The sequence below is a fragment of the Paenibacillus sp. HGF5 genome (genome assembly GCF_000204455.1).
Taxonomy (GTDB): Bacteria; Bacillota; Bacilli; order Paenibacillales; family Paenibacillaceae; genus Paenibacillus_AQ; species Paenibacillus_AQ lautus_A.
This window is the reverse complement of record NZ_AEXS01000180.1, coordinates 17,706-43,147: the sequence shown is the minus strand read 5'-3', so window position 1 is coordinate 43,147 and position 25,442 is coordinate 17,706. Positions and strand designations below refer to the sequence as shown.

Below are 25,442 nucleotides of genomic sequence, written 5' to 3'. Positions count from 1 at the left end.
AATCATAATACCACAAAAGTGTTGACGTCGAACACAAAACTGAATACTTTTGTGTTCAGTTTCCTGAATATTACTCTCAAATGCGCCTTAAAACAACCAACTCTCCTTTCCTAAAAGGTACAAGTTACCAACGGAGAGTCTCTTTCCTACGGTGGACGGCGGTGAATTCGCATGGCCTGCTTTTTGCCATGACAAGCAAAGATTTTCTGGCCTGAGCAGGTATCACGATAAGTAATGACAAGGGGAAAATCCAAGCAAAATCTTGTCCCAGCAAAATAAGTAAATTTTATTAAAAATAAATCCATGTTATATTAAATTTACTAACGCCTTTGGAGAGGGGATAGGATTCATGAGTGGTTTGAAGGAAATTGCAAAGCTCGCGGAGGTCTCGGTGTCTACGGTGTCCAACGTGCTGAACGGGCGCAAGAACGTGGGGCGGGAGACGAGGGAGCGGGTGCTGAGGTTATGCTCGGAGCACGGCTATTTTCCGCATAAGTCAACCAAATCCGATAAAAGCAACACGATTATATTCGTTTTCAGCGACTTTGATCGCGATTATTATTTAAAAATCATCAAGGGGATCAGCCATTGCCTCACGGAGAATGGATATGACCTCATCATCTGCACGAATAAATCCAGCACCAATTTTATGCGCAGCAAGTTTGCAAGCGGTACCATAAGCCTCGACCGGAACATGACAGACGAATATTTAGTCTCGGTAGCCACGCCGCAGTTCCCCGTCGTTCTCATGGATCGGATTATCGATAACGAGTATGCCAATACCAAAAGCGTGATCGTGGACAATTACCCCGTGATGTGCGAAATGGTTCAGGCGCTGGTGGATAAACAGTTCAGAACCTTTGGATATATTGGCGGACTGGAGTTTACCCTGGATCATAAGGAACGCTTCGCCGGATTTATGGATACGCTTTCGAAGAATGGCATCGCGTTTGACAGGCGGAATTACTTCCATGGCGATTACAGCGAGGAAAGCGGATATCAGGCGGCCAAGATCCTGATCCTGAGCAACGCATTGCCGGAAGTACTGGTCTGCGCTAACGACAATATGGCTCTGGGCGCGATCAAAGCTTTGGAAGAGAATGGCATACGGGTGCCGGAGGACATATCGATCACCGGCTTCGATAATTCGGACGCGGCGGCGATGGCCGGCTTGACGACCATTGCGATCCCGCGTTATGAAAGCGGTTATTTAGCGGCGAAGGAGCTGCTCGAGATGATCAAGGGCACGACGGGCAGGGAGCCCTTTAAACTGAATGCCACGATCCAGTGGAGAAAAACGGTGAGATAAACTTTATTTTTGCGACTAGTAAAATATCATAGATTTTACTAGTTTTTTTACTTAGTATTTTTATGAAAACGTGTACATTTTTTATTGACATTCTAGGTAAACCGCCCTATGATGGGTTTGTAAACGTTTTACTTTATAGAGTCCTTGAGGGGGAGGCGTGTCACTTGAAAAAAGTAAAAAAGGTATTGAGCATACTTACGGCAACGGCTTTGGTTGCGACACTCGCGGCCTGCGGCGGTACATCTGACAAAGATTCTGGAGCAGCAGCCGGAGGAGATGGGGGAGATAAGCTGAAGAAGATTACCCTTTTCCAATCGAAAGTCGAAATTACGGAACCTCTTGAAGCCTTGGTTAAAACCTATAAAGAAGAAACCGGCAACGAGGTTGAAGTATGGGGTGCCGCGGGCGACGCATATTCGCAGCAGCTGGTGGCGAAGCTCAGCAGCAACAAGGGACCGACGATATTCAGCGTAGCTCCTGGACCCGAGTCCGAGAAGCTGAAATCCTATTTTTCCGATTTGAGCGGCGAGGAGTACGTGAAGAACATTGCGCCCGACATGGAATTGAAGGTAGAAGATAAGACCGTCGGCGTTCCGTACGGCGTAGAAGGCTTCGGTCTCGTATATAACAAGGATCTGGTGGATCCGGCTAACATGAAGGACCTGGATTCCTTCACCAAGACGCTGGAGCAGCTGAAGGCTGACGGCAAGAACGGTTTGAGCCTGTCCCAGGAGGCTTACTTCCTGATCGGGCACATCATCAACACGCCGTTTGCGCTTCAATCCGATCCGCTTGCCTTCATCGACCAGCTGAACAAGGGCGAAGTGAAGATGGCCGACACGAAGGAGTTCCAGGAATGGGCGAAATTCATGGATGTCATCAAGGCCAACACCAAGAATCCGCTGGAAGTGAAATACGATAGCCAGATGGGCGACTTTGCAACGGAAAAATCGGCTATGGTGCATCAGGGCAACTGGAGTTATTCCATGCTTGCGGACTTCGGCGATTTCGGCTCCAAAGTCGGCATGATGCCGTTCCCGCTCGCCGGCAACGATAAGATCGCCGTAGGCGTAGCCAGCTATTGGGTCGTCAACAATCAAGCGGACGCTGAGGAAGTCAAAGCCGCAAACGCTTTCCTGAACTGGCTCTTCACGAGCGAGACGGGCAAGAAGGCCATCGTGGACGATTTCAAATTCATTCCGGCTTTAACGAACATTGAAGCAGGCGATCTGGATCCGTTGTCTCAAGCGGTGCACGAAGCAACCACGAAGGGCGAGACGATCACTTGGGCGCTGAACTTCTTCCCATCGGGTATCATTACCAACGATTTGGCTCCGGCTACGCAGGAGTACTTCATGAACCCGGGCATGACAGGCGAGCAGTTCCTGCAGAAACTCGATGAAGTATGGGCGAAAGCATCGAAATAATCTAATTGAAGCCGAAAGGCAATCATCTGATATCACAATTCCATGAAAACGAAAGCCTAGCCTCAGACGTTCTGATGATGAGCGTTAGGCTTTTGTTTTTTTCTAACACGACTTCAAGGTTTGATGCCGCCTTGCGGGAATCATCCGGAACGGAAAGAAGGTATGGATTATGAGCAAAAGAAAGGATAAAGCCTGGTTTGCCCTGTTTACGGTGCCGCTTCTGTTTATTTTCACGACCGTGGTCATCATCCCGTTCATTATCGGGATCGTGTACTCTTTCGTCAATTGGGACGGCATTCCGGCGAATCCGAAAGTATTCGTAGGGTTCGACAATTACGTTCAGCTGTTCCAGGACGACCGATTCCTGTCATCGGCTTGGCATACGGTTCAATTCACGCTGCTCGCGCTGGTATGCGTCAATGTACTGGGACTGGGCTTCGCGCTGCTGGTGACGACAAAGCTCCGCTCGAGAAATGCGGCGCGGACGATGTTTTTCATGCCGAACCTGATCGGCGGCCTGATTCTGGGTTACATCTGGCAGTTTATTTTTACGGATGCCTTCAGCTTCCTGGGCGAGAAAACCGGGCTCGACAGCGTGTTCTTTAACTGGCTGCTGCATCCGCAGTTTGCCCTGTACGCCATCGTTGCCGTATTCACCTGGCAGCTGGCGGGTTATACGATGATCATCTACATCGCGGGCATCCAGGGGATTCCGGATGAGCTGATGGAAGCGGCGAAGGTCGATGGCGCCAACCTGTGGCAGCGACTGAAGAGCATCGTGTTCCCGCTGTTAATGCCATCGTTCACAATCTGTCTGTTCCTGACGCTGTCCGGAGCGTTCAAAATTTATGACGTGAACCTGTCGTTGACCAAGGGCGGTCCGAGCAATGCGACGGAGATGTTTGCGATGAATATTTTCAACGAAATTTTCGCTTACGGTAATTATGGATTAGGTCAGGCGAAAGCGATTATCTTCTTCCTGATTGTGGCCGGACTCACGCTGACGCAAGTCATCATCACGAAGAGAAGAGAGGTGCAGATGTAATGAAGAAATCAGGCAAATGGCTGCTCGATATCCTGCTGTTCCTCGCCTCGCTGGTCTTCTTGTCTCCGGTCTTCATCATGCTGATCAACTCCTTTAAGGATCGTGCCGAGCTGTATGAGAATGCGCTTGCGCTGCCTTCTTCCTTCAGCTTTGAGTATTATAAATCCGCGATGGAGAAGATGAATTTCTTCACGGCGCTAGGTAACTCGCTGTATGTCACCGTCATCTCGGTGATCATCGTCATCGTGCTCGCCTCCATGACGGCATGGATGCTGGTACGGACGGACAATAAGCTGAGCAAGGTCATTTTCTTCACGTTTGTGGCAACCATGCTGATTCCGTTCCAGACGCTGATGATGCCGCTGATGCAGGTGATGGACTGGATTCGCACCAATCTGCACATTCCGATGCTCAACACCCATGAGGGCTTGATCTATATGAACGTCGGCTTTACGTCCAGTATGGCGGTTTTCCTGTACCACGGGTTCATCAAATCCGTGCCCGTTGCGCTGGAGGAGGCGGCTACACTTGATGGCTGCTCCAAGCTGGGCGTGTTCTGGCGAATCGTGTTCCCGCTGCTGAAGAACATCAGCGTGACCATCGCGATCCTGAACGTCATCGCGCTGTGGAACGACTATCTGCTTCCATCGCTGACGCTGTCGGACAAAGGGCTGCGGACAATCCCGCTCTCGACCTTCTACTTCTTCGGAGAATTCACGATCGTGTGGAACCAGGCGATGGCCGGTCTGACGCTGACGATCATCCCGGTTGTCATTTTCTACGTTTTCGCGCAGAAATACATTATCAAAGGAATTGCCGCAGGTGCTGTGAAATGAGGCGGATCATTACGAGAGCCGATGATTATGCTTCCAGCCGTTCCGCCAATGCTGCGATTGCCAAGACCGTTGAGGCCGGATTCATCAAAAATGTGTCCATTATGGCGCCCGGTCCTTATCTTGCCGAGGCCGCGCAGCTGCTGGCGCATCGCAAGGACATCTGCTTCGGCTTCCATATGACGCTGAACGCCGAATGGGATAACGTACGCTGGGGACCTGTTGCCGCGAAGGAACAGGTTCCTTCGCTTGTCGATCGGGCCGGGTACTTCTATCAGGACCCGAGCTTGTTTCAACATCATCCGCCTTCGCTGCAGGAGATCCTTATGGAGTGCGAAGCGCAGCTGGATAAACTGACTGCGGCTGGCTTCAACATTTCTTACGCGGATTCCCATATGCTGCCCGAGCGCTTCATTCCCGGGCTGCAAGCGGAGCTGGACCGATGGATGGAAGCGAAGGGGCTTATAAACCACCACCGATATTACTACAACTTTTTCCCTGGCGGCGTTCCGGACGGGGCTGAGTCGTTTGAAAGGGTGCTCGGCGGCCTGACGGACGAACAGTACTTCTTCCTGTCCCATCCGGCGCTGTATTCGGAGGAAATGGTGCAGTGCGGCAATGCTCAAGTGGATGGGGAGGAGCTGGCACGAGGGCGTGATCAGGAGGCCGCTTTCCTTGCTCGGGAGGACTTGAACGAGATTAGCCAACGTTGGGGCTTCCGTGCCGTGCGATATGATGAAGCGGCGCCGATATCTGGTGTATAATGGAAGGGTCATGATGAATTTATCTTGTTATACAGGGAGAGGCGGAATAGGATGAACACGAACACGGTTCGATTATTGCCAAGAAGTACCCCCGAAAACCAAGGAATCTCATCTCAGTCCATCAAACGTTTTATCGGCTCGATTCAGGAGAAGGAGCTTGAGCTCCACAGCTTCATGCTGGTTCGGCACGGGCATTCCGTCGCGGAGGGCTGGTGGAAGCCGTACGACGCGGACAAACCGCATATGCTGTTCTCGCTAAGCAAGAGCTTTACCTCCACCGCGATTGGACTCCTGGTCCAGGAGGGCCGGATTACGCTGGAGGATCGGGTGATCGGCTTTTTCCCCGAAAATACGCCGAAGGATCCGTCCCCGAATCTGTCCGCGATGACGATACGCGATTTGCTGATTATGGGAACGGGACATGCCCAGGAGCCTCCCATCCAGTCCGATACTTGGGTGGATGATTTCTTCAAGCAAGCAGTCGAGCATGAACCTGGAACCCACTTTGTATATAACAGCGCAGCGACGTACATGCTCTCGGCCATTCTGCAGAAGGTCACCGGCATTACGCTGCTGGATTATTTGCAGCCCCGTCTGTTCGAACCGCTCGGCATTCAGGGGGCTGCATGGGAAAGCTGCCCGCAGGGAATCAACACCGGCGGCTGGGGTCTTAAGCTGAAGACCGAGGACATCGCCAAGTTTGGCCAGCTCTATCTTCAGAAGGGAGAATGGGATGGCCAGCGCTTGATTCCGGAGGCTTGGATTGAAGAAGCGACCTCCAAGCAGATATCCAACGGACCTGCGGATTCCACTTCGGACTGGACCGAAGGATACGGCTATCAATTCTGGATGTGCCGCCATGGAGCATACCGCGGCGACGGCGCGTTCGGACAATTCTGCATCGTGTTCCCGGAGCAGGATGCAGTCCTGGCGATTACTTCCGGCCTTGGAGATATGCAGGCCGTGCTGAATGAGGTATGGGAGCATCTGCTGCCGGCGATGGGAGCAGATCCGCTGCCGGCCGATGCCGATGCGGAAGCCTCCCTTGGCGGAACGCTGCAAGCGCTTAAGCTGGATCCGCCAAGCGAGGAGGCGTTATCTCCGATTGAGAAGGACGTATCCGGGATCGTCTATGATCTCGAAGAGAACGAGGAGAAGCTTCATTCGTTCTCCATCCGGTTTGAAGAGGATGGCGGGGTGATGGAGCTTACGGGGGAACATGGCGTCAACTCGATTGCCCTTGGCCGGAGCGAGTGGAAGTCGGGAACCACGAAGCTGATCATGATGGCGGATAACGAGTATGCTGCCTCCATGACCTGGAAGGATGACCGGACGCTGCAGCTGATCGTCAGGCTGACCGAGACGCCGTTCTACTTAACGACGGAATGCACCTTCAGCGAGGAAGGCATTCATCTTGCCTACTGGATGAACCAATCGTTTGAAGGCAAGGTAGTCCGGGAGATTAAGGGCAAAGCCAGGGCATAATGCTGATAAAACAAGGTATCAAAAACCTCTCCATGATCATGGAGAGGTTTTTTTGGCATGCCGTATTCAGAACCGTTCCGACACCACCTTCGGCTGCGTGAACAAGAGCAGGTAGTCGCGGCCGCCGGCTTTGGAATCCGTGCCGGACATATTGAAGCCGCCGAACGGGTGGGTGCCCACCAAGGCGCCGGTGCATTTCCGGTTCAAATACAGGTTGCCGACATGGAAATCGCGCCGTGCCTGCTCCAGATGCGCGCGGTTGTTCGAGATCACCGCGCCGGTCAGCCCATAATCGGTATTATTGGCGAATTGAATCGCTTCGTCGAAGGAGGCTGCCTTCGTGAAGGCCACCACTGGGCCGAAGATTTCCTCCTGGGAAATACGGGCAGTGCTGTCCACGTCCGCAAAAATCGTAGGCTGAATGAAATACCCCTCCGGATCGCCCGGAAATCCGCCGAGTACCAGCTTGCCCTCGCTTTTACCGATTTCGATATAGTCGAGAATTTTACGGTACGCCTTATCGTCGATGACGGGTCCCACCTGAGCCTCGGCATGGGAGGGGCTTCCGATCACCAGCTTCTTGGAGCGCTCGATGACCTTCTGCAGCACGGTATCATAGACGTCCTCATGCACGATGGCTCTGGAGCAGGCGGAGCATTTCTGGCCGGAGAAGCCGAAGGCCGAAGCGGTAATCGCATCCGCAGCAAGGTCCAAATCGGCTTCGTTGTCCACGATGATGGCGTCTTTCCCGCCCATTTCGGCGATGACGCGCTTGATCCATCGCTGCCCCGGCTGCGTTTTGGCCGCACGCTCTTGAATTCGCAGTCCAACGTCGCGGGATCCCGTAAAGCTGACAAACCTGGTCAAAGGGTGATCCACCAAATAATCGCCCACTTCCTGACCCGGACCAGGCAGGAAGTTAACGACACCCGGAGGCAGGCTGACTTCTTCCAGAAGCTGCACGAATTTGGCGGCTATGACCGGGGTGGTGCTCGCCGGCTTCAGCACAACGGTGTTGCCGGAGACGATGGCCGCCGTGGTCATGCCGGCCATAATCGCGAGCGGGAAGTTCCACGGCGGAATGACGATGCCGACGCCAAGCGGGATGTAATCGAGATGATTCTCTTCCTCCTCGTGGACCGTCAGCGGCTGGGGCGCGCTCAGGCGCTGCATTTCGCGGGCATAGAACTCCATGAAATCAATCGCTTCGGCCGTATCCGCGTCCGCTTCGGCACGCGTCTTGCCGGCTTCGAGGGTCATCAGCGCGGAGAACTCGAGCTTGCGCCGCCGCATGATCGCCGCGGCCTTGAACAGGTAGCGTGCCCGCTCATTCGGCTCGGTGTGCTTCCACGTCTCGAAGGTACGCGCCGCCGTCTGAATGGCTTGCTCGGCAAGCTCGGTATCCGCTTGGGACACCACGCCGATAACCTGGCGTTTGCGCGACGGATTGACCGATTTTGCGGTACGTTCCGTATGGATTTTGGCACCGCCGATAACCAAGGGGTACGATTGGCCAAGCTCGGCTTCGACCCCGGATAACGCCGCATCGTATAACCTGTTGTTCCACTCGTTGTTGAAGTCCATAAATGGTTCGTTCCGAAAAGGTGCTCGCATGGGAGGCCCCTCCTTAACATGATATGAATCGAAGCTTCAGGCCGATGGTCCAGCTGCGGATCGTCATGGTGGCATGGTTAGCATCTCCTGGTGAAAACCTCTATTTAAATATGTATGTCTTCCTGCATGCCGTCATGATTTTTGCATATGAGTTAGATAGAGTGCATTTTGGTTTACCTTGCAAAGGGGGCGCGCGCATGGACGGAACCGAGCTGTACCGTAAAGTGATCCTGACGGTGTCCGGCAATAAACTCGTGAAATGGCTGTCGATCAAGTACGGCCGGAAATTGGCTGGCCGATTCATTGCCGGCGATACCTTGGATGAGGCGCTGGACGAAATCGAGAGGCTGAACGCGAAGGGCATTCTCGTTACGCTGGATCATTTGGGGGAGGGCATTACGACGCTGGACGAAGCGGCCGGGTACCGAGAGGAATATTTGAAGCTGGTGGAAGGGATTGCGAAGCGCGAAGTGCAATCGAACGTATCCTTGAAACCGACACAGATGGGCATGGCCCTGGACCCCGAGAAGGCTTACGAAAACATCAGGTTAGTGGTAAGAAAGGCAAAAGAGTACCGGAACTTCGTTCGCCTGGACATGGAGGATTCGCCGTATACCCAGGCGACCATCGATATGACGCTCCGCCTCCATAAGGAGGGGCTGACGAATGTGGGGACCGTGATGCAGGCCTACTTGTTCCGTACGGAGGAGGACGTGAAGAACCTGCTCAGGGCCGGCGTTAATCTGCGGCTGGTGAAGGGGGCGTACAAAGAACCGGGGACCATCGCCTTTCAGCAGAAGCGGGAGGTCATTGACAACTACAAGAAATTGATTAAAATGCATTTCGACCAAGGTTCCTACGTCGCGATTGCCTCGCATGATGACAACATCATCGACTGGGTGAAGGTATTTGCCGAACAGAGTCGCATCGACAAACAGGACTATGAATTTCAGATGCTGTACGGACTGCGGATGAACGATCAAGCAGCGCTTGCGCAGGACGGCTACCGTATCCGGTGTTATATGCCCTACGGAACGATGTGGTATCCGTATTTCACCCGGCGGCTGGCGGAGAAGCCGGCCAACCTGATGATGGTGCTTAAGAATATGTTCAAGTGAGCGCGATCCGATTAAAGAACCCCGTCAAAACCGCCTGATGAAATAAGTGGCTTTTTGACGGGGTTCTTTATGGTTTCAAAAAAACAGCATCAGACTGCCTTGAAGTCTGCCATTCGTGTATTAACGGCTGAGCTGTCGATAACGTCGAACCGACATTGGAAGGAATATCGCAATTAGCGCGATAGGCCATACGATCGACAGCATGACCGAATGCTCTGACATCCACGAGTTTCCTTGCCAACCCGGATTTAAGAACAGTTCCCTGGCTGATGAAGACGTTGCCGATAACGGATTCCACTCGGCGATTGCCCCTAGCCAAGCCGGCATCGTAGAAGGATCAACGAAGACGTTCGACAGAAATCCCACTGGCCAGACCAACAATTGTACGGCGGATACGATGTGAGGGCTTTTGGCTATCAGGCCAATGTAAATGCCGACCCAAAGCAACGCAAACCGGAGAAGCAGTAGTAGCAATACCGCTAATAAGGCATTGCCCAAGCCGTCATGCCAACGCCAGCCCAGCAGGAGACCGGATGCGATGAGCACCGCCAGCCCGATAACAGAGTTCAGCATATCAGCAGCACAACGTCCGATTACAACGGCGGAAGCGTTCATGGGCATCGAACGAAAACGGTCTGTTACCCCTTTTGAAGCATCTGAGGTGACCGCCATTACGGTGCTTTCTACCCCGAAGAGCATCGTCATGGCATACATGCCGGGCATCAGGAATTCAAAATATGCTCCCCCATCAGGGACGACGATCGCTCCACCGAAGAGCAGACCGAACATGAGAACCATCAAAACGGGAAATAACCAGTTGATGATGATAACGCCTGGTTGTCCCCGCCAGTGCAAGAGTTCGCGTTGAGCAAGGACCCATACATCACTGATCGTATAACGGAATCTCGTTCCAAGTGAGTGGGAGACTGCAGCAGGTTCGATATCTTGTGGATTGGGAATCATTCTGCCACCTCCTGTGTCTGCAAGACTTCTGGCCTGCCCGTAAAGTGGATGAATACTTCATCGAGCGTCGGCCTCCGCAGGACAATATCTTTAGGTTCAATTCCGGCATCGGAAAAGGCGGCAGCAGCTCTAACCAGCGATCCTGTGCGGTCCGTCACCGGCACGCTTAACCGGTTCCCGGTTTCGTCAATCATAATGGACGGCCCGGCTATCTGCTGGAGCATGGGGATGGCGTTGTTGAAGTCATGGCTATTGTATAGGACGACTTCCAGCCGATCCCCGCCGAAGGAGGATTTCAGTTCATCCGACGTTCCCTCGGCGATGATGCGTCCGGATTTAAGTATGGATATGCTGTCGGCGAGTTGATCGGCCTCCTCTAGATATTGGGTTGTCAGCAGCACGGTGGACCCCGCATCTCTCAAAGATCGAATGGATTTCCATACCTCCTGCCTGGCTAGGGGATCGAGGCCAGTCGTCGGCTCGTCGACAAAAAGAACCTCCGGCGACACGATTAAGCTTGCAGCCAGATCAAGGCGCCGCCGCATGCCGCCGGAGTATTTAGCGACCTGCATATTTCCGGCATCGGTAAGCTCAAATTGGTTCAACAATTCTTCTGCGCGCGATCGAGCTTGCCTTGAGGTTAATCGGCTTAAACGTCCGAACATTTCTAGATTCCTCCTTCCCGTAAGAAGTTCATCGATGGCGGCATACTGACCAACCAAGCCGATCTTTTCACGTACCCTGTGACCCTGGGTTTTTACATCAAATCCGGCAACGGCCGCACTCCCGCTGTCGGGCTGGAGCAGCGTCGTGAAGACTTTGACGGCTGTCGTTTTACCGGCCCCGTTAGGGCCGAGTAGTCCGTAAATCGTTCCCTTCGGAACTCCTAGGGTGAGTCCGTTCAGTCCGGGTCCTTCCTTCAAGCCTCCGTAATGCTTGGTTAAATGATGGGCTGCTATCGCAAGCTCACCTGATACCATGGCTTAGTCCTCCTTCAATGAAACTCGAGTGAGAGTGGCAGAGATGAGATATCATTGGCATGCCAACACCATCTCGTACATCATACCGTACAGTGTACGATTTGTGTGTGCGCTTTGTCAATCCTTGATTTGGAAGCCCATGTATAAATTCGGGATGTTTCATTACGTAAGGCGGTGTATGTTAAAATGTCGATATATTAATTTCGGATAGGAGTCAATGCGGATATGAGCGTTAACAAACGAGGAAATGATCCTGCTCGAGGCTTGAATCTTCTGTGGGGCCCTCAGTCGGTTCCGGGACGCACGGGGCTGACGATTCGGAAAATCGTGTTGGCAGGGATGGAAATCGCGGATGTTGACGGCATCGAGCAGTTGTCGATGCGCAAAGTGGCAGAGCGGCTAGGCGTAGGGGCTATGTCCTTGTATACCTATGTTCCCGGGAAATCCGAGCTGCTGGAGTTGATGCTGGATACGGCGAACGCTGACCTATACGCCTCAGAGAATATTTTATCGGACTGTAAGGGAGATTGGCGCGAAGCGGTCCGTTTTATCGCGAAGACGAATTGGGATCTTTGCATGAGACACCCGTGGATCGTGGATTTAACCGGCAGGAGACCGGTTCTAGGCCCTAACTTGATTCTGAAGTACGAGCTGGAGCTACGTGCTATGGAGGGTATCGGCTTGACCGATATCGAGATGGACTCTACCTTATCACTCATACTTATGCATGTGGAGAGCTGCGCCAGATTGAGAAACAGCATGGTCTCTACGCAAATCAACACGGGAATGGACGACGATGAATGGTGGCTTAGCTATTCGCCGGCTCTGGCAAGAATTGTGGAGTGGGAGAGGTTTCCGGTTGCATCCCGCGTTGGAGAAGCTGCCGGTCAGGCACACCAGAATGCATACAATCCGGAGCATGCTTATGCTTTTGGGTTGGAGCGGATCATCGAAGGAACCGGAGTATTAATTGAGAACGGGAAAACTGCCCAATCCAAGGGAAACGGGGACAGTAGCTCTCTGTAGCTGCTGTCCCTAGAAATGATAATACGCCTCCGAGCAGTCCATCAGGAAGGAGCGCTCCAGCGGCAGTCTGCCTAACCGCTCCCGGGTGATGTGCCGATGCAGGTTGATCTCCAGATCGGCGAGGGCCGATACAGCAAGTTGCATCCGTGCGGATCCCCATTGCTGCTGCTTTCGGGCATAACGAATGGCCTCAGTCACGGGCATGCCTCTCAGCCTTGAGAAGACGGATGCCCAGCGGACCAGGTCCGAAAATTCTCTCGTGCCTGGCAGGGCATATTCGACATATCCTGCCGCGTCGTTGCAGCTGACTTTGAACAAGCCGCAGTTCCTGCTGTGATCGCTCCAGGGGATAAAACGTTCGGCCGAACCCCGGTCGAAACGAAATATCTCCATATGGCGGATAGTCTCTTCACCTAATGCAGGCACTGCGGTTTCGATGACGGGTGTAAGTGCTGCCTCGATGAGTTTCGTCATGATATGATCTACGCTCCTTTATAAACATGTTATATGCACGGCAAATAGGCCTGGTGAGCAGAGATACCCCGCTCTCCAGGCCTATTTATGGTTAGAGGCCCAATTCCGGCGGCCGCTATGCCAAAGCTTGGACGGTATTCTCTCTCAAAACGCGCCTACGAGGTTAGCTGACGGATTCGGGCTGAGAGCACCCTACCACTGGGCCCTTTCGATCCTTGGCGCAGCGGATTCACCCCATTCACCAATCGAAAATTGGCGATTTTGGTTCCCCCGTCTCCCGGTCTGTCGGGAGCTCAGCGAATAACATGTGTTTCTTAAATAGATGCACTGAATCATACGCCGGACGAACGCAAAAGTAAATGACCGTTTGTGACGCGTACACTCTGAAAATAGATGAAAACAGCAAAAGAAAACGCGTACAATCCATCCTGTCATCTATTATCGTGGCAAAATCTCGGTATCTCGTTGGATTGCGATAAATACGAGAAAACAAGAGAAATACATAGTATAGAGAAGTATTCGGAAGATAAATACGAAATACTGCTTGGTTCCTGTTCGACATAACGCCAGATGTGTTTTTGCTCACATTTACATCCTGCAGGGCCGGTCGTATGATACGAACTATGAGTTGACGGTCATCAACGACCAAGGCATACGGACAGTCGTTCCATAAAGATCTAAAGGCAGTGTGAGAGCTGCGCCGGGTTCATTATGGATCGAATCTTAGGAGAAGGTACCATGGGCCTTGCTGAGATTTGAAGGTAGAGGCGACTCTCACCGCGTAAACCTCCTGTCGCTGCTGTTATGCCCAGTCGGACGACAAGTCAAATCGCAATAAAATTACTGCTACTCGTATTCAAATTTTCGCTGAGTCCTTGAATGGAAAAGGAACGGGGGAACCAGTCGGGAGATAAATCTGATCTCTCTGGGGTGAATCCTATAGACAAGATAACGGTCTATGGGTAGGGCGACTCTCACGCCCGAATCCGTCAGCTAACCTCGTAAGCGTATCGAGAGAGGCAACGATTGTCGTGGACTTGGGCTACGGTGTATTTCACCGTGTCCTGTTAAGAAGCCTGCGGGAAGAGTTCTTCTCTTTCCGCAGGCTTCTTTGTTGTTGCCTTCTCTTTCTGACCTTAGGAGGAGAAACGAAGATGGAGAAACCACAGGAATACATCCTGGTATCCGCGCCGAACAAGGCCGGGGAGGAATTCGTCCGCCAGCTGATGCACAAACGTGTTCCGTTTGCGGCCATAGCCAACAACCGGGCTGAGCAGCTGAGGCTGCGAGAACTGGGCTGCAAACCCATCATTTTGATTGATACAAGAGACGAGCAGACCTGGATCATTCCCGAGTTTCCCGTCAGCAAGGTGTTTCTGTTCGAAAGCAGCTTGAATCTGTGCTGCCGCTATTTACGGATCTGCCGGACATGGACCGCGGAGTCGATTTACGTGATCACCCATTCCGGCAATCCGCGCTTGATATACAAAGGGCTGGGTGCCGATGTGGTGCTTCATACGAATCATCATCAGGTGTCCTTTCTGATGGCAGCCGTTATGAGCTAAGCGTTTGGACTGACGCCACAAGAGTTAGGGGAGGTTACATTCATGCAGGATTTAGTTATGGCACTCATTTTGGGAGGAACCTACGGACTGCTCATGCTGTTTATGTCCTGGTGCGGGCGCGTGGTTTCGGAACCGGAGGCTGATCAGCCGTGATGATCATGTTGATATTCACGATTTTTATTTTTCTCTATTTGATTTATGCGCTGATTCACCCTGAAAAATTCTAGGGAATCGGCTGAAGGAGGAAGGCATTCGTCATGGGCATTTTACAAATTGCCATCGTTATACTCGTTCTGGTGCTGCTGGTCAAGCCGCTGGGAACTTATCTATATCAGGTGTTTCGCAATGAAAGCAATGGAACGGACAGATGGTTCTCCTGGGCGGAGAAACCGATCTTTGCTCTGATCGGCTTAAAAGAACGCAAGGGGATGACATGGAAAGGATATGCCGTCAGCTTTGTGTTGACGAATATCGTGCTGGTTGCGGCGGGCTACTTGATTCTGCGGCTGCAGAAGGTGCTGCCGCTGAACCCGAACGGCATCGGCCATATGGAACCGACCTTGTCGTTCAACACCATTATCAGCTTCATGACCAATACGAATCTTCAGCATTACAGCGGCGAGTCGGGATTGTCTTATCTGGCCCAGATGGCCGTCATTACGATGATGATGTTCACGTCCGCGGCGACCGGGCTGTGCGTGGCGATTGCTTTTATCCGGGCGGTGACCAGCAAGGGTATGACCGTCGGCAACTTTTTTGAGGACTTCGTTAAGGCGCATACCCGGGTATTCATTCCGGCTGCCTTCATCATTGCGATGGCGCTGGTGGCGCTGCAGGTGCCGCAGACACTGAAGCCTACGCTCAGCGTCACGACGCTGGAAGGTAGCGAGCAGCAAATAGCGGTGGGTCCGGTGGCCGCGCTCGAATCGATCAAGCATCTTGGCACCAATGGGGGCGGGTTTATGGGGGCCAACTCGTCGCATCCTTTCGAGAACCCGTCCCCGCTGACCAATGTGATCGAGATTCTATCCATGTGGTGCCTCGGGGCGGCGCTTCCTTACACATTTGGTTTGTTCGCGAAGAGCCGCAAGCAGGGCTGGATTATTTTCTCGGTAATGATGACCTTGTTTATCGGCTTCCTGTCCCTGAACTACGCTGCCGAAACCAACGGCAACCCGGCATTAAACCAGCTGGGCATCGACGCCTCGCAAGGCAGCATGGAGGGCAAAGAGGTCCGGTTCGGGATCGCCCAATCCTCCCTGTTTACGACGGTGACAACCGCAGCCACGACCGGGTCGGTCAACAACATGCATGATACCCTCACGCCGCTCGGCGGGATTACGCCGCTGTCCCTGATGATGCTGAATTCCGTTTTTGGCGGAAAAGGCGTCGGGCTGATGAATATGCTCATGTACGCGATCCTGGCGGTGTTCCTGGCCGGTCTTATGGTTGGCCGTACCCCCGAATTTCTCGGCAGAAAAATCGAGGCCCGGGAAATGAAGCTGGTTGCGGTTGTCATTCTGGTACACCCATTGATTATCCTTGCTCCGACGGCGCTCGCGCTCATGACGGATGCGGGACAGGCGGGCATTGCCCATTCGGGCTTTCACGGCATCTCGCAGGTGCTTTACGAATACACGTCATCCGCGGCCAATAACGGCTCCGGGTTTGAGGGCCTTGCGGATAACACGCCGTTCTGGAACATCAGCACTGGACTGGTCATGCTGATCGGGCGCTACATTTCGATGATCGCCCTGCTGGCGGTGGGCGGCTCGCTAATGCGGAAGCAGTGGGTTCCCGAGACGCTCGGGACGTTCCGGACAGATAATAAGCTCTTTGCCGGCATTCTCATCGCGGTGGTCCTGATCATCGGTGCCTTGACCTTCCTGCCTGTGCTGGTGCTGGGACCGATTGCCGAGCATCTGACGATTCGTTAAATAGAAAAGGTGGCCTATTACCATGAATAATACGAGAAAAAGAGCGATGTCCCAAGAGATGGTCCGTCAGGCGCTGAAGGACAGCTTCACGAAGCTGAATCCCGTCCTGATGATGAGAAATCCGGTCATGTTTGTCGTGGAAGCCGGGACTCTGGTCGTGCTGCTTATGACGATATTTCCGTCCTATTTCGGTACCGAGGGCAGTAGCGGATTTAACCTGACCGTATTCGTCATCCTGCTGTTTACGCTGCTGTTCGCTAACTTCGCAGAGGCGCTTGCCGAAGGGCGCGGCAAGGCGCAGGCCGATTCCCTTAAGCAGTCGAAGCAGGAAATGACGGCCCGCAAAGTGATGGAGAACGGCGGGGGACAATCCGTGCCGTCCACGGATCTGCGCAAAGGGGATATCGTGATTGTCGCGCAGGGCGAGATGATTCCCGGGGACGGGGAAGTGATTGCGGGCCTTGCATCCGTTGACGAATCGGCGATTACCGGGGAGTCCGCCCCCGTCATTAAAGAAGCCGGAGGAGATTTCAGCTCAGTCACGGGGGGCACCCGGGTTGTCAGCGATACGATCCGCATCCGGATTACGAGCGATCCGGGGGAATCGTTTATCGACCGGATGATCTCGTTGGTCGAAGGGGCCTCCCGGCAGAAAACGCCAAACGAAATTGCGCTGAATACGCTGTTGATCGTCTTAACGCTGATCTTCCTGATCGTGGTTGTGACGCTGGCGCCGATCGCGAAGTATCTTGGCATCGAGTTGACCGTTCCGGTGCTGATCTCGCTGCTGGTATGTCTGATCCCGACCACGATCGGGGGGCTGCTGTCGGCGATCGGGATTGCCGGCATGGACCGGGTAACGCAGTTCAACGTGCTGGCGATGTCCGGCAAAGCGGTTGAGGCCGCCGGTGACATCAACACGATGATTCTGGATAAGACGGGTACCATTACGTTTGGTAACCGGATGGCCAGCCGATTGATTCCCGTCGGCGGCGAGTCGCAGGCATCGGTGTCCCGGTGGGCCGCGGTGAGCTCGCTGCAGGATGAGACGCCGGAAGGACGGTCGGTGTTGGAGCTGCTGAGGAAGGAAGGTTTCGCAGTGGATGAGAGCATGGCGGATGGGGCGGAATTCATCGAATTTAAGGCGGAAACTCGGATGAGCGGCATGGACCTGAGGGATGGCCGGAAAGTCCGGAAGGGCGCGGTGGATGCCGTCAAGGCGTGGGTGCAGTCGCAAGGAGGCCCCCTCCCTTCGGATTTGACGCCAAATAGCGACGCCATCGCCACAGAGGGAGGAACCCCGCTTGCTGTCGCCGTGGATAACCGCATCTACGGTTTGATCTACCTGAAGGATACCGTGAAGCCGGGCATGAAGGAACGGTTTGACCAGCTGCGCCGGATGGGCATCAAGACGATCATGTGCACGGGCGACAACCCGCTCACCGCGGCGACGATTGCCCGTGAGGCGGGCGTCGATGATTTCATCGCGGAGAGCAAGCCCGAGGATAAGATTGCCGTCATCCGCCGAGAACAAGCCGAAGGCAAGCTGGTGGCGATGACCGGGGACGGGACGAACGATGCCCCGGCGCTGGCCCAGGCCGATGTGGGGCTGGCGATGAACAGCGGCACCACCGCAGCCAAGGAAGCGGCCAATATGGTGGATCTGGATTCGGATCCGTCGAAGATTATCGAGGTGGTCTCTATCGGCAAACAGCTGCTGATGACGCGCGGCGCGCTGACCACCTTCAGCGTCGCGAACGATGTCGCCAAATATTTTGCGATCATTCCGGCGATGTTCGCGGCTGCTATTCCAAGCATGAACGTTCTCAACGTCATGGGACTGGGTTCTCCCATGTCGGCGATTCTGTCGGCGCTGATCTTTAATGCCATCATCATTCCGCTGCTGATTCCGCTTGCGATGAAGGGTGTGGCCTATAAGCCGATGAGCTCGTCGAAGCTGCTGCAGCGCAATGTGTTGGTCTACGGATTAGGCGGCGTGATCGTGCCGTTCATCGGGATTAAGCTGATTGATATGATCGTGCATCTCTGGATTTAGGCGGAAGCATCGCAGCTGGCCTATCGAGATATCCCGGTCTGCTATTTAAGGAAGATATAGAAGAAGGGATCGATGAACCATGAATAAGCCATTGCAGAAATCATCGCCGGCGCCTCGCGCCGGGGTGGGCGCGGCCCGTGTCTCGCTGGGCATGGCCCTGAGAACGAGTCTTGTATTTATCGTGTTATGCGGAATTCTTTATCCGCTGGTCACGACGGGAGCGGCGCAGCTGCTCATGCCGAAGCAAGCCGGCGGCAGTTTGGTCACGGATCGGGGCGGAAAGGTGGTCGGATCGGAATTGATCGGCCAGGACTTTGCGGAGCCGCAATATTTTCACGGCAGGGTGTCCAGCATTGAATACAACGGGGCCGGCTCAGGCAGCAATAACTATGCCCCTTCCAATCCGGATTTAGTTGAACGAACGAAGGCCTCGATTGAAGCATGGGCGAAGAACAACCCGGATGTTCCGGTGAGTGAGGTGCCGATCGATCTGGTAACGAATTCCGGCTCCGGATTGGATCCTCACATTTCGCCGCAGGCTGCGAGCATTCAGATTCCGCGGATCAGCAAGCTGACCGGAATTGCGGAAGCAGAGCTTGATCAGCTGGTAAAGGAATATACGGAGGGACGGGATTTGGGCGTATTCGGTGAACCTCGCGTGAATGTGTTGAAGCTGAATCTGGGTCTCCAAGAGCTTCTTAACTGATCATGGATCCCTTTCGGAGAAAATCGCCGGAGGAGCTCTTAAGGTCGATTTCCAAGCTCCATCAAGGACGGCTCAAGGTATATATCGGGGCCGTGAGCGGATCGGGAAAAACCTATCATATGCTTCGCGAAGGGCAGACTTTGAGGCTGCAAGGCATCGATGTCGTCATATGTGCGGTATCCACGATGCAGCGCCCGGAAACGGTGGAGCAGGTCCGGGATCTGGAGCGGGTGCCCAGCATTCATTGGATGGAGGACAGCGTGGAGAAGAAAGATCTTGATCTGGATCTGCTGATGCAGCGCAACCCGGAGGTGGTGCTTGTCGATGGGCTTGCCCATGGCAATCGGAAGGGAGCGCGGCATGCCACACGGCTGGGTGACATCCGATTCCTGTTAAGCCGGGGAATCAGCGTCATCACGACGGTTAATGTGTATGAGCTGGAGGACGTGCAGGGCATTGCCTCCAAGCTGACGGGCATTCAAGCCAGCCATACGGTACCGGCTGATACGCTGGAGAGCGCCGACGAGGTGATGCTTATTGACGTAACGCCCGAAACGATGCTGGAACGGGCACAAGGCGGCCTGATTGGAGGCGGGAGCATATGGAAACAGGGCAATTTAGCCGTACTTCGGGAGTTGACGCTCCGCCTCGTTGCCGAAGGCGTCAGCCATTCGCTGGAGCGGTACCGCAAGGAACAGGGGCTCATCGGCCCATCGGGAGCCGATGAGCGAATACTGGTGTCGACCCAATACCATTGGAATGGGTCCATCTATATGCGGCGCGGGCAGCAGATCGCGAAGCGATTAAACGGCGAGCTGTTGGCCGTCACGTTTGTGAAGCCGGGAGTAGAGCTTACCAAAGAACAGGCCGCCTTCAAGCGCTCCATGATGAAGCTCGCGGTGCGGATCGGCGCCAAAATGGAGGAGCTGCCCCTCCGTTCCCGGAGGAAGCTCGCTGACATGCTGGTTCAGTATGCGCTGGAGCACCACGTTACGCGCATTGTGCTCGGCCATTCGAAGCAGACGCGCGTGCAAGAGCTTTGGCAGGGGTCGATTATTCAGGATCTGCTCAAGAAAACGCGCGGAATTGATATTTTTACGGTTGCGGATCGGGCGGAACATGACGGGGAGCGGATCATCCCGGCCCGGCTCCATCCGCAGCGGCTCTCTTCCGAATCGTTTCACCGCTTGAATGAACAGGAGCTGGATCAGAAGATCGAGCAGGTCAAGCGGGGACGGTTCAAGGTATATATCGGCGCCGCCCCGGGCGTAGGGAAGACCTATGCGATGCTCCGGGAAGGCAACGATCTGCTGAAGAAGGGGTTGACGGTTCTCGTCGGTCTGCTGGAGACGCACGGCCGGAAGGATACGCTGTCCCAGGTGGGCAATCTGGAGACCCTCCCGCGAATAAGGGTGGATTACCGCGGATCGAGCCTTGAGGAGATGGATACCGATGAGATCATTCGCCGGAGGCCGGACGTGGTCCTCGTGGATGAGCTGGCGCATACGAACGTGCCCGGAAGCAAGCGCAAGAAACGGTATGAAGATGTGCTGGATATTCTGTCGGCCGGCATCTCCGTCATCACGACCGTGAACGTGCAGCATCTGGAGAGCTTGAATGATGCCGTCGAGCAGATTACAGGCGTTCGAGTCCGCGAGACGATACCGGATCATATCCTGCAATCGGCCGATGAGGTTCAGCTCGTCGACGTGACGCCGGAGTCGCTGCGGCAGCGGATGAAGGACGGGAACATTTATGCGAAGGAGAAGGTTCATCAGGCGCTCAGCCATTTTTTCAAGACGGGAAACCTGATCGCCCTAAGAGAGCTTGCCTTAAGGGAAATTGCGGATGATGTGGACGAGAGGCTGGAGTCCTGGCAGCGCAGCGGCTCGCTTCGGGGGCCGTGGCGGCGCGAGGAGGTTATCTACGTCGTGGTTGCCAGGGGGCCGCAAGCGGAGCGGCTCATTCGCCGCGGCTTCCGGATCGCCCATCGACTGAAGGCGGCCTGGTATGTGGCATTCCCTCTGAAAGGTCATCACAGCTTGTCTCATGACGACGAGCAGCGCCTGACGACGCTTCAGACGTTAACGGAGCGTCTTGGGGGCACCTTCACAATGCTGCCGGTAAGAAGGGGGCCGGCATGCGCCTGTCCTGGCCGATTGGTCGCGGCAGCAGACGAGGTTAAGGCGACCCAAATCATTATCGGCCAGCCGCAGATGGCCGGATGGAAGCTATTTTCCAGGCGGAAATGGATCAGGAGCCTGCTGCGATCCTCAAGGCATATGGACGTGCTCGTGGTTGCGGATTACGATCCGCACGTTTGACGGCTGAAGCGCCGGGAGCTGAATGTTTTGAGAGGACCGGTGACGCAGAGACTTGGAAATGCTGAAAGTGCAGGAAAAGCAGTAAACGCAGGAATCGCAGAAAACGCGGATAACGCAACAATCCGGAGAACAAAAACATCGGGAACGCTTATTCCAGAGAACAAGAACGCACAGACCGCAGCACGCTCGGAAGCGGAAGAGTGCAAGCATACGCGCAGGCTGGCTTACCAGCGCGTAAGCGAACGGACCACGTCAAGAAGCCCGCTGACCTGTCATTACAGATCCGCGGGCTTTTTTCATGCTGCCAACATGCCTAAAGGCCGACGTACAAGCTTGTCTTATGATTCGCCCGACAGCGTGCGGTCGCCGGTCAAATATTTCTCGGTCAAGATGGAAAGCAGGCGAATGCCGACTTCATTCTCTCCGCCTTCGGGAATGATCAGGTCGGCGTATTTCTTGGAGGGTTCGATGAACGCCTCATGCATCGGCTTGACGGTTGTCAGGTATTGATTATGGATCGACTGGATGGTCCGGCCGCGGTCCTCAATATCGCGTACGACCCGGCGAAGCAGGCGCACATCGGGATCGGTATCCACAAACACTTTAATGTGTAGCAGCTTGCGCAGATTCTCATCGGACAGCACATGCAGACCTTCGATGATGACGATGTTGTTCGGCTTCAGCTCGATGGTCTGATCCGTGAAGCGGGCATGGGCGGTAAAATCATATACCGGTGCGAAAGCGGGTTGTCCGCTTTTTAAAATCCCGAGATGCTCGACGAGCAGCTCGTTGTCAAAAGCGAACGGATGATCATAGTTAATCGCTTCGCGTTCCTCGAAGCTGAGCTCTTTATGATCCTTGTAATAGTTATCCTGCGAAATAAACGTGACTTTATCTGAACCAAGACGGTCAATGACAGAGCGGGCAACCGTTGTTTTGCCCGATCCGGTGCCGCCGGCGATACCAATTATGAGCATGGCGAATCCATAACCCTCCCTAGAGTTTGCAATTTTATTATTGTAGCACAGCATGCGCTTCTTTTCACTATGGGAGCATAGAACAAAAGATGGGATTTCCTCATGTTCTTTATTCTTACCACGGAATAGCGAACCGAATCTGTATGACTTATCATAGAGGATATCATGACTACAATTGAAAATGTTTCGGAGGGATGATCATGCGTTATACCGCTATTTACCCATGCAAGCCCGCCATATACCTTCAGCAGGGAGAGAATCGGGGAAGCGTCGATTGGAGCCGCTATGAAGCTGTGGCCCTGAGCGACACCGTGACCGGGCTTGCCGCGAAGGAAGCGACGGAGGTGCGCGCCTGCTGGAGCGCCGAATGCTTCTACGTGCAGTTTGTTTGCCGGGATTCCCATATCGTCTCGGAGTATCGGCATCGGGATGACCCGCTGTATGAGCAGGATGTCGTGGAGCTGTTTATGGATGAAGCAGGAGAGGGCTTGGAATATATCGAGCTTGAGGTGAGCCCGAACAATGTTGTATTTGATGCGCGGATCCGTAACGATGGGCAAAAGTCGATCACGGACAGCGATGTCGAGTGGGACCTTACCGGCCTTCTGACCACGGTAGAGAACGATGGGAAGGGACATTTGGTTTACGAGATTCGCATTCCGGCGCAGAACTTTCAGAATCCGCCGGAAGCGGGACGAAGCTGGAACGTGAACTTTTACCGCATTGACGAAGACGACCAAGGAAACCGGGAATATCAGGCTTGGAGCCCCACCGGAGAGGTCAATTACCATATGCCCTCGCGTTTCGGAAGGCTGGAGTTTGTGGATGCCACATAGCATGCACGCCCGGAATCGATTGAACCGATGCCGGGCGTGCAGCGTTGAACATAGCTTTTTGGGTTGGGTGATGACTTAATGCCTTACGAGTCCGGTTCAAGCTCACTTAAACCGGTAAGCACGCGGTTCATTGAACCAGAAGCTGCCGTCCTGGGAGAAGTCCCGGTATGGGCTTGGGGACACCTCGTCCACCAGCTTCAAGTCTTCCTCGGTCAGCTGCACGTTCAGTGCATTCAGATTGTCCGCAAGCTGCTGCTCGCTGCGGATGCCGACGACGGGAATGATGCCGCGCTGCAGCAGCCATGCGAGCGCGAACTGCCCCAGCGTGATCCCTTTGTCCGCTGCACGCCGGGCGAGCCATTCAACCTTGTCCAGCTTGGCACGGTTGCCGGGAGCATCCATGTCCATGCGCTCGCCCCGCGAATTGACCGGCAGCGGCTGCCCGGCCCGGTATTTGCCGGACAGCCAGCCGCCGTCCAGCGGGGAGTAGGCCAGCGTAGCCAGGCCGTGGCGCTGTGAAGCCGGCAGGATTTCCTGCTCGATATATCGGTTGAAGATGCTGTATGAAGGCTGATTGGTAACGAAGCGCTCCAGGTTCATTTTTTCGCTGGTCCACAGGGATTCGACGATACGCCAAGCCTCAAAGTTCGAGCAGCCGATATATCGTACCTTACCTTGGGCAACCAGATCATCGAGCGCGCGCAGCGTCTCGTCCAGCGGGGTATGAGGATCCGGTCTATGCACTTGGTAGAGGTCGATGTAATCCGTATTCAACCGTTTCAGGCTGGCCTCGACCTGTCTCATGATGCGGTAACGGCTGGCGCCTTCTCCGTTCGGTCCGTCGGCGGTCCGTACCTTGAATTTGGTTGCGACAATCACCCGGTCTCTTCGTCCTTGAAGGGCTTTGCCTATAATTTCTTCGCTCGTACCCTTGCCATAGGTATCTGCCGTATCGATAAAATTAATCCCCGAATCCAGCACCCTGTCGATAATGCCGAGCGAGGTCTTCTCATCCAAATCCCAATCTCCGTAAGTCATGGTTCCCAGACAGAAGCGGGATACTTCAAGTCCGGTTCTTCCCAAGTAGACGTATTCCATAGTATAGCCTCCCCATCGCCAAGTGATCTTCGTGATCGAAATCTGCTTCCATTATCGGCCTTTTATGTATGGATGACAAGCGCAGCAGCCGGAAGCGAAAATACCCGGGGCTTTTTCATAAAAGAACAAAATCGGACATCTCAACAGGGATTTTGTCCCTTTTTTTGCATGCCGCTGGACATGTTGTTTTCATTAGGGCGGGTTCTATATACTTTTTAGTAAAGGGAAAGCGTGCCGCTTGGAATGAGCGGACATGCTGTAAACGGAGGGGATGTTTATATGAATGCTGTCATCGATGGTCTGATGACCGAGCTGGAGCAGCTGCTGGAGGAGAAGGTGGCTGAAGATCTTCGGGATCTGCTGGGCGAGTATAAACAATTGGAGGGAGCGCCCTCGGATCGCTTGAAGCAATTTGAAGAGGAGTTCGGGATCGCTTTGCCGGAGGATTTCCGTTCGTTCTACAGCAAGAAGGACGGCAGCGGATACGCATTTCACGTGCTCTATCCCGGTAACGAGGGAGATGGCGAATACACCCCGTTCTATCTGATGAGCCTGGATGAGATGAGGGAAGTCAAATCATATTTCTGCGAACGGGACGAACGGCTCGATGCGTACTACGGTCCAGAGGAGGTACAGCGGCTGGATCCGGAAATTAAACCGTACCTGTTCCACAAGGCATGGTATCCGTTTGCCACGATGGCGGGCGGCTCATTGTATCTGATGCTGGATTTTGATCCGGCTGAGCCGGGAACGTCCGGGCAGATCATCATGTACGTGCATGATCCTGATTTTGTGTACTATATCGCGCCTTCCTTCACGGAGCTGCTTCAGGCGTCCAACCGCAATCTGCGCACCGACATTGAAGAAGTGGACTACTAATTGAAGCAGAAGACATAGAACCACTC

The 25,442-nt window shown here is 54.0% G+C and carries 22 protein-coding genes and 2 riboswitches; of the genes, 16 read left to right on the top strand and 6 right to left on the bottom strand.

From position 1 onward, the window contains the following. Positions 1 to 349 precede the first annotated feature (349 nt). From HMPREF9412_RS30985 to HMPREF9412_RS30960, 6 genes are all read left to right on the top strand, one after another. Positions 350 to 1,309, top strand: coding sequence for a LacI family DNA-binding transcriptional regulator (locus HMPREF9412_RS30985; RefSeq protein WP_012818640.1), 960 nt, complete (start codon positions 350 to 352; stop codon positions 1,307 to 1,309). Between the two features lie 164 nt (positions 1,310 to 1,473). Further along, the gene (locus tag HMPREF9412_RS30980; protein WP_009595898.1) at positions 1,474 to 2,736 is read left to right on the top strand and encodes an ABC transporter substrate-binding protein; all 1,263 of its coding nucleotides are present in this window, start codon (positions 1,474 to 1,476) and stop codon (positions 2,734 to 2,736) included. 169 nt (positions 2,737 to 2,905) lie between these two features. Beyond that, positions 2,906 to 3,781 carry a carbohydrate ABC transporter permease gene (locus HMPREF9412_RS30975; protein WP_009595871.1) on the top strand — a complete coding sequence of 292 codons (876 nt, stop codon included), beginning with the start codon at positions 2,906 to 2,908 and terminating at the stop codon, positions 3,779 to 3,781. Next, positions 3,781 to 4,617: a carbohydrate ABC transporter permease gene (locus tag HMPREF9412_RS30970; protein WP_009595886.1), complete on the top strand. Its 837-nt coding sequence runs from the start codon at positions 3,781 to 3,783 to the stop codon at positions 4,615 to 4,617. The genes HMPREF9412_RS30975 and HMPREF9412_RS30970 overlap by 1 nt, the downstream gene beginning before the upstream one ends. Then, positions 4,614 to 5,378 (top strand): polysaccharide deacetylase family protein, encoded by a 765-nt coding sequence (locus tag HMPREF9412_RS30965; RefSeq protein WP_009595861.1) that lies wholly within the window; start codon positions 4,614 to 4,616, stop codon positions 5,376 to 5,378. Before HMPREF9412_RS30970 ends, HMPREF9412_RS30965 begins: the two co-directional genes overlap by 4 nt. A gap of 51 nt (positions 5,379 to 5,429) precedes the next feature. Then, entirely contained in the window at positions 5,430 to 6,863 is a 1,434-nt protein-coding gene (locus HMPREF9412_RS30960) for a serine hydrolase domain-containing protein (protein WP_009595907.1), read from the top strand. A 66-nt stretch (positions 6,864 to 6,929) separates the two neighbouring features. Here HMPREF9412_RS30960 and pruA read toward each other — a convergent pair whose 3' ends face one another. After that, positions 6,930 to 8,477 carry an L-glutamate gamma-semialdehyde dehydrogenase gene (gene pruA / locus HMPREF9412_RS30955; RefSeq protein ID WP_009595873.1) on the bottom strand — a complete coding sequence of 516 codons (1,548 nt, stop codon included), beginning with the start codon at positions 8,475 to 8,477 and terminating at the stop codon, positions 6,930 to 6,932. 197 nt (positions 8,478 to 8,674) lie between these two features. On the opposite strand from pruA, the gene HMPREF9412_RS30950 reads away from it, so the two are divergent. Continuing rightward, positions 8,675 to 9,595 (top strand): proline dehydrogenase family protein, encoded by a 921-nt coding sequence (locus HMPREF9412_RS30950; RefSeq protein WP_009595896.1) that lies wholly within the window; start codon positions 8,675 to 8,677, stop codon positions 9,593 to 9,595. Between the two features lie 120 nt (positions 9,596 to 9,715). Here HMPREF9412_RS30950 and HMPREF9412_RS30945 read toward each other — a convergent pair whose 3' ends face one another. Both HMPREF9412_RS30945 and HMPREF9412_RS30940 read right to left on the bottom strand, forming a co-directional pair. Further along, the gene (locus HMPREF9412_RS30945; RefSeq protein ID WP_009595877.1) at positions 9,716 to 10,558 is read right to left on the bottom strand and encodes an ABC transporter permease; all 843 of its coding nucleotides are present in this window, start codon (positions 10,556 to 10,558) and stop codon (positions 9,716 to 9,718) included. Continuing rightward, a complete protein-coding gene (locus tag HMPREF9412_RS30940; RefSeq protein WP_009595903.1) occupies positions 10,555 to 11,538 on the bottom strand; it encodes a daunorubicin resistance protein DrrA family ABC transporter ATP-binding protein in 984 nt (327 codons plus the stop codon). Before HMPREF9412_RS30940 ends, HMPREF9412_RS30945 begins: the two co-directional genes overlap by 4 nt. A 225-nt stretch (positions 11,539 to 11,763) precedes the next feature. Here HMPREF9412_RS30940 and HMPREF9412_RS30935 point away from each other — a divergent pair, with 225 nt between their 5' ends. Next, positions 11,764 to 12,564: a TetR/AcrR family transcriptional regulator gene (locus HMPREF9412_RS30935; protein WP_009595902.1), complete on the top strand. Its 801-nt coding sequence runs from the start codon at positions 11,764 to 11,766 to the stop codon at positions 12,562 to 12,564. Positions 12,565 to 12,573: 9 nt separating this feature from the next. On the opposite strand, the gene HMPREF9412_RS30930 is transcribed toward HMPREF9412_RS30935, so the two are convergent. After that, positions 12,574 to 13,038: a hypothetical protein gene (locus tag HMPREF9412_RS30930; protein ID WP_009595895.1), complete on the bottom strand. Its 465-nt coding sequence runs from the start codon at positions 13,036 to 13,038 to the stop codon at positions 12,574 to 12,576. 136 nt (positions 13,039 to 13,174) lie between these two features. Beyond that, positions 13,175 to 13,347: riboswitch (cyclic di-AMP (ydaO/yuaA leader) on the bottom strand. A 546-nt stretch (positions 13,348 to 13,893) separates the two neighbouring features. Then, positions 13,894 to 14,062, top strand: a riboswitch (cyclic di-AMP (ydaO/yuaA leader). Positions 14,063 to 14,192: 130 nt separating this feature from the next. Between HMPREF9412_RS30930 and HMPREF9412_RS30925 the strand changes: the two genes are divergently transcribed. From HMPREF9412_RS30925 to HMPREF9412_RS30905, 6 genes are all read left to right on the top strand, one after another. Next, on the top strand, positions 14,193 to 14,603 hold the full coding sequence (locus tag HMPREF9412_RS30925) for a hypothetical protein (RefSeq protein WP_009595887.1): 411 nt from the start codon (positions 14,193 to 14,195) through the stop codon (positions 14,601 to 14,603). A gap of 152 nt (positions 14,604 to 14,755) precedes the next feature. Beyond that, on the top strand, positions 14,756 to 14,830 hold the full coding sequence (locus HMPREF9412_RS33755) for a potassium-transporting ATPase subunit F (protein ID WP_009595876.1): 75 nt from the start codon (positions 14,756 to 14,758) through the stop codon (positions 14,828 to 14,830). 30 nt (positions 14,831 to 14,860) lie between these two features. Then, on the top strand, positions 14,861 to 16,540 hold the full coding sequence (gene kdpA, locus HMPREF9412_RS30920; protein ID WP_009595906.1) for a potassium-transporting ATPase subunit KdpA: 1,680 nt from the start codon (positions 14,861 to 14,863) through the stop codon (positions 16,538 to 16,540). A 22-nt stretch (positions 16,541 to 16,562) separates the two neighbouring features. Next, complete coding sequence (gene kdpB / locus HMPREF9412_RS30915; protein ID WP_009595900.1) at positions 16,563 to 18,596, top strand: potassium-transporting ATPase subunit KdpB; 2,034 nt, start codon at positions 16,563 to 16,565, stop codon at positions 18,594 to 18,596. A gap of 79 nt (positions 18,597 to 18,675) precedes the next feature. Then, positions 18,676 to 19,302: a potassium-transporting ATPase subunit KdpC gene (gene kdpC / locus HMPREF9412_RS30910; protein ID WP_009595870.1), complete on the top strand. Its 627-nt coding sequence runs from the start codon at positions 18,676 to 18,678 to the stop codon at positions 19,300 to 19,302. Positions 19,303 to 19,304: 2 nt separating this feature from the next. Beyond that, positions 19,305 to 21,626 (top strand): histidine kinase, encoded by a 2,322-nt coding sequence (locus HMPREF9412_RS30905; protein ID WP_009595894.1) that lies wholly within the window; start codon positions 19,305 to 19,307, stop codon positions 21,624 to 21,626. Between the two features lie 338 nt (positions 21,627 to 21,964). Here the strand turns inward: HMPREF9412_RS30905 and udk are convergent, their stop codons facing one another. Continuing rightward, complete coding sequence (udk, locus tag HMPREF9412_RS30900) at positions 21,965 to 22,603, bottom strand: uridine kinase (protein WP_009595891.1); 639 nt, start codon at positions 22,601 to 22,603, stop codon at positions 21,965 to 21,967. 200 nt (positions 22,604 to 22,803) lie between these two features. Here udk and HMPREF9412_RS30895 point away from each other — a divergent pair, with 200 nt between their 5' ends. Beyond that, positions 22,804 to 23,439 (top strand): carbohydrate-binding family 9-like protein, encoded by a 636-nt coding sequence (locus HMPREF9412_RS30895; protein ID WP_009595879.1) that lies wholly within the window; start codon positions 22,804 to 22,806, stop codon positions 23,437 to 23,439. Positions 23,440 to 23,541: 102 nt separating this feature from the next. Here the strand turns inward: HMPREF9412_RS30895 and HMPREF9412_RS30890 are convergent, their stop codons facing one another. Next, complete coding sequence (locus HMPREF9412_RS30890) at positions 23,542 to 24,537, bottom strand: aldo/keto reductase (RefSeq protein WP_009595860.1); 996 nt, start codon at positions 24,535 to 24,537, stop codon at positions 23,542 to 23,544. 279 nt (positions 24,538 to 24,816) lie between these two features. On the opposite strand from HMPREF9412_RS30890, the gene HMPREF9412_RS30885 reads away from it, so the two are divergent. Next, positions 24,817 to 25,416, top strand: coding sequence for an SMI1/KNR4 family protein (locus tag HMPREF9412_RS30885; RefSeq protein ID WP_009595862.1), 600 nt, complete (start codon positions 24,817 to 24,819; stop codon positions 25,414 to 25,416). Positions 25,417 to 25,442: the final 26 nt, after the last annotated feature.

Excerpts from the sequence above, each read along its gene's own strand:
- HMPREF9412_RS30985 (WP_012818640.1), top strand. The coding sequence starts at position 350 with ATGAGTGGTTTGAAGGAAATTGCAAAGCTCGCGGAGGTCTCGGTGTCT.
- HMPREF9412_RS30975 (WP_009595871.1), top strand. The coding sequence starts at position 2,906 with ATGAGCAAAAGAAAGGATAAAGCCTGGTTTGCCCTGTTTACGGTGCCG.
- HMPREF9412_RS30970 (WP_009595886.1), top strand. The coding sequence starts at position 3,781 with ATGAAGAAATCAGGCAAATGGCTGCTCGATATCCTGCTGTTCCTCGCC.
- HMPREF9412_RS30965 (WP_009595861.1), top strand. The coding sequence starts at position 4,614 with ATGAGGCGGATCATTACGAGAGCCGATGATTATGCTTCCAGCCGTTCC.
- HMPREF9412_RS30960 (WP_009595907.1), top strand. The coding sequence starts at position 5,430 with ATGAACACGAACACGGTTCGATTATTGCCAAGAAGTACCCCCGAAAAC.
- pruA (WP_009595873.1), bottom strand. The coding sequence starts at position 8,477 with ATGCGAGCACCTTTTCGGAACGAACCATTTATGGACTTCAACAACGAG.
- HMPREF9412_RS30950 (WP_009595896.1), top strand. The coding sequence starts at position 8,675 with ATGGACGGAACCGAGCTGTACCGTAAAGTGATCCTGACGGTGTCCGGC.
- HMPREF9412_RS30945 (WP_009595877.1), bottom strand. The coding sequence starts at position 10,558 with ATGATTCCCAATCCACAAGATATCGAACCTGCTGCAGTCTCCCACTCA.
- HMPREF9412_RS30940 (WP_009595903.1), bottom strand. The coding sequence starts at position 11,538 with ATGGTATCAGGTGAGCTTGCGATAGCAGCCCATCATTTAACCAAGCAT.
- HMPREF9412_RS30935 (WP_009595902.1), top strand. The coding sequence starts at position 11,764 with ATGAGCGTTAACAAACGAGGAAATGATCCTGCTCGAGGCTTGAATCTT.
- HMPREF9412_RS30930 (WP_009595895.1), bottom strand. The coding sequence starts at position 13,038 with ATGACGAAACTCATCGAGGCAGCACTTACACCCGTCATCGAAACCGCA.
- HMPREF9412_RS30925 (WP_009595887.1), top strand. The coding sequence starts at position 14,193 with ATGGAGAAACCACAGGAATACATCCTGGTATCCGCGCCGAACAAGGCC.
- kdpA (WP_009595906.1), top strand. The coding sequence starts at position 14,861 with ATGGGCATTTTACAAATTGCCATCGTTATACTCGTTCTGGTGCTGCTG.
- kdpB (WP_009595900.1), top strand. The coding sequence starts at position 16,563 with ATGAATAATACGAGAAAAAGAGCGATGTCCCAAGAGATGGTCCGTCAG.
- kdpC (WP_009595870.1), top strand. The coding sequence starts at position 18,676 with ATGAATAAGCCATTGCAGAAATCATCGCCGGCGCCTCGCGCCGGGGTG.
- HMPREF9412_RS30905 (WP_009595894.1), top strand. The coding sequence starts at position 19,305 with ATGGATCCCTTTCGGAGAAAATCGCCGGAGGAGCTCTTAAGGTCGATT.
- udk (WP_009595891.1), bottom strand. The coding sequence starts at position 22,603 with ATGCTCATAATTGGTATCGCCGGCGGCACCGGATCGGGCAAAACAACG.
- HMPREF9412_RS30895 (WP_009595879.1), top strand. The coding sequence starts at position 22,804 with ATGCGTTATACCGCTATTTACCCATGCAAGCCCGCCATATACCTTCAG.
- HMPREF9412_RS30890 (WP_009595860.1), bottom strand. The coding sequence starts at position 24,537 with ATGGAATACGTCTACTTGGGAAGAACCGGACTTGAAGTATCCCGCTTC.
- HMPREF9412_RS30885 (WP_009595862.1), top strand. The coding sequence starts at position 24,817 with ATGAATGCTGTCATCGATGGTCTGATGACCGAGCTGGAGCAGCTGCTG.